Source organism: Clostridium puniceum (assembly GCF_002006345.1).
Lineage (GTDB): Bacteria > Bacillota > Clostridia > Clostridiales > Clostridiaceae > Clostridium > Clostridium puniceum.
This window is the reverse complement of record NZ_LZZM01000066.1, coordinates 1-3,111: the sequence shown is the minus strand read 5'-3', so window position 1 is coordinate 3,111 and position 3,111 is coordinate 1. Positions and strand designations below refer to the sequence as shown.

Below are 3,111 nucleotides of genomic sequence, written 5' to 3'. Positions count from 1 at the left end.
AATCCTATAATATAACCTTTTAGGTTAACTACTATAATTACCTACACTATATTTTTTAGTAATCTATGTTAAAAAACTGTTACTTAAACTACTATAAATAATACATTTTTAATACACGAGATTTCTAATTTGATTTTTTATAAAAATAAGCGTAAAAAGACTCTGTTAAAAGCCTTAATTACGCTTATATTTTTAATTAATTTTTATGGCCCATTAGTAATTTGTTATTATTAATTCTTTATAGGCTCCTCTGCCCTTTTTTTCTTTACTTATAGAATAATTTACTGTTGTTTCTATAATATTAAAATCTTTATACCACTCTCGTACTTTAGGGTGATCGTTTATCGTTACAAGAAATCTCCCTTTTATATCCTTAAGTTTATCCCTTAAAAGTAAATGCTCTTTTTCACCAAAACTATTTCCATAGCCTGCTGTTTCAAAATATGGTGGATCACAAAAGAAAAAGGAATAATCTCTGTCATACTTATCTATTATTTTTTCAAATGATAGATTTTCGACATACGTATTCCTTAGCCTTTCTTTTAATTCTTTTAGCACATTATTATAGAATATTTGTGGTGATGGTCTAGTATTAGTTCCATATCCAAAGTGATTACCTTTACCAGCAAAACTTTGCGATATAAGATATAAAAATCTTACAGCTCTATGTATCTCTGTAAGATGTTCTAAAGTATAATGTTTATATTCTTCAAATATATCTCTTCCTGAAAATTCATATTCTAATTGTCTTTCTATTTCTGGTGCATGATACTTAATCATTCTGAATAAATTTATAAGCTCTTTATCAATATCATTAATTACTTCCACCTTGCTTGGCTCTTTGCCAAAATAGACCCATCCAGCTCCAAAAAATAACTCTATATAGCATGTATGATCTTCAGGAATCATTTCTATAATTGTCTTTCTTAATTTACTTTTTCCGCCCATTCTAGTAATTGGTGGTTTTAACATAAACATCACGCCCTTATCTTTAGTTTGTATAAGAAAACAGATAACAAAAAACACCTACTGGTGCTACTTTATTCTTCTATTAAATTTTTATTTTTACGTATGTTTATGTTGGCTCACGTATGTATGTTTTTAACCTTTCTTTCAAGTTTACCTCTTTCTTTATCACTGATTTTTTAGATTTCTTAATATATTATATCAACGTAGCAAGGCGTAAGTGGTTCTGTTATGCTACGCGCCCATATATCAATTCTTTTTCCATAATCACTGTATTCAAAATACCTACTAGCTGTACTAGCTGAATATACATACGTGTTATTAGTAGCATTCAATACGGCCTTTGTTTCTGTATGATCGTCGTACATATTCGCAAATATAGTATGTTCAACAAAATTTATACAAACTTGTATGCTTTGAATATTTACTATCATGAATTTAGGAGTGAATGATATATCAAGTACTTTTTTTAGCGCTGTACCTTCTATCCCATTACCACTATCTTGTATAAGAATATCACTGGGTAAATATTCTATCCTTTGATTTCTTAACCCTCCTAAGCTTTGTATATTAGCAGTTCCTTGTATTCCGAACACATTTGCTGTATCTATTATATTGCTAGGTATTAAACCTGGAGACCCCTTTATAGTTTGAGCTCCTGAAAGATATTGATTGGCTGCAATAATTTGATCTGCAGTTCCTGGTGTGTATGTTTGCGCTGTTTTACTTGGTATTGTACCGGTTATATCTCCGCTATCTGTTGTAGCTGTATATGGAGCTAATATTTTATCGGGTGTTGCAGTCCCTCCACCTCCTTCACCCAACAAGATAAAATTTGAAGTTGCTGCATTGTATCTTAAATTATAAATTCCATTATTTTTTAAATTGGATACATTTGATCCATTAGACTTCTTTATTAAAGCTGCAGTTAAAGAATTTATTTTTAAGCTCGTTACTCCTGTACTATCTGCGTTAACTTTTATGGTTATTGGCATACCATCTTTAAGGGTTGTTATACTTGATGTAGAAATAGAATAAATATTTCCACTGTTAGATGTTGTATACATCCTAAACATATTGTCTGCAGACTTATTTATTTCCTTTTGATTCCCACCAGTAAGATAAATAAGCGCTGTATTAGTATTTATAACACCATAATCATATATTAAGTTTGAAAGTTCTACGGTTACATTGGCTGCATTCCCTATAGCCGCATTAATTTGATAATTCCAACTATAAGGACCACTTATTGATGCCGCCATATAATCGCCTTTATTCCCAGCACTTCCATATGCATATAATATTTCACCATCATCTGGATCTGTAGCAAATAATCCTATTTCACAAATATATGTTGGCTGAGTTATCTTTGAGTTATTTATCATCCCACTAATTGTTGCAGTTTTCAATTCTGTATTTGGTGTAATAGATTGAATACCTACATCATATTTAGGATCTACTAGAGCTGTTAGTGTTTCCGGATTTCGTGTTCCTACCTCTCCAGAACCAACCATCATTTTGGGGAAATGTAATTCTATCCCTGCTTGAGCTTTAGCGTATAATTCCTTACCTTTGTTTGTAATAGACATATTATTAAAAATAGCCATAATTATCTCCTTCCACTAAAAAAGAGCAATAAAAAAGGCTTTTTAATTAAAAAACGCCTAAATTATTGCTTAAACTCTTTATTTTATTACGCTCACAATTATTCAGTAGCTGTTGAAGTTATTGTTGGAGTTATTAATGTTGTAAACTCTGCATACTGCTCAGTTGTAATCTTATCTCCAGCTAAGAATATATCCATAGTTTCTTGAATGGTCTTAAAATCTTTTACCTCTTTCTTTAATTCTTCATTGATTCTATTTCTTAAAATCTTTCCTAATAATTCTTGCATTTTTGTCATTTTACATTCCTCCATTTACTGTTTTATTTTTTTCCTGTTCTAATATATAATTTTCTATTGTTTCAATTTTTTCTCGTGTTAATTGTAACTCTGTCTTTTCTCTATCTTCATATAGCGGAATATTGGGTGTTACAGTAACATCTATACTTTTTAATGTTTTCCCCTCTGGTATTTCTACCTCTAAATATAGAATTCCTCCTTGTGGAGTCCTATAACTTCCTGCCATTTGTAAATAAATATAT

At 30.2% G+C, this 3,111-nt stretch carries 4 protein-coding genes; all 4 read right to left on the bottom strand.

Features of this window, described 5'->3' with window-relative positions; all coding sequences use genetic code 11:
- Nucleotides 1-213: 213 nt before the first annotated feature.
- Nucleotides 214-972, bottom strand: a complete 759-nt coding sequence (locus CLPUN_RS05615; RefSeq protein WP_077846348.1) for a DNA adenine methylase — start codon at nucleotides 970-972, stop codon at nucleotides 214-216.
- A gap of 182 nt (nucleotides 973-1,154) precedes the next feature.
- Complete coding sequence (locus CLPUN_RS05610; protein WP_077846347.1) at nucleotides 1,155-2,573, bottom strand: hypothetical protein; 1,419 nt, start codon at nucleotides 2,571-2,573, stop codon at nucleotides 1,155-1,157.
- 98 nt (nucleotides 2,574-2,671) lie between these two features.
- Complete coding sequence (locus CLPUN_RS05605) at nucleotides 2,672-2,869, bottom strand: hypothetical protein (RefSeq protein ID WP_077846346.1); 198 nt, start codon at nucleotides 2,867-2,869, stop codon at nucleotides 2,672-2,674.
- 1 nt (nucleotide 2,870) lies between these two features.
- Nucleotides 2,871-3,111: hypothetical protein (locus tag CLPUN_RS05600; protein WP_143328985.1), on the bottom strand; the 241-nt coding region annotated here is incomplete at its 5' end.

Coding starts and splice junctions, on each gene's coding strand:
- CLPUN_RS05605 (WP_077846346.1), bottom strand. CDS start 2,869: ATGACAAAAATGCAAGAATTATTAGGAAAGATTTTAAGAAATAGAATC.
- CLPUN_RS05610 (WP_077846347.1), bottom strand. CDS start 2,573: ATGGCTATTTTTAATAATATGTCTATTACAAACAAAGGTAAGGAATTA.
- CLPUN_RS05615 (WP_077846348.1), bottom strand. CDS start 972: ATGTTAAAACCACCAATTACTAGAATGGGCGGAAAAAGTAAATTAAGA.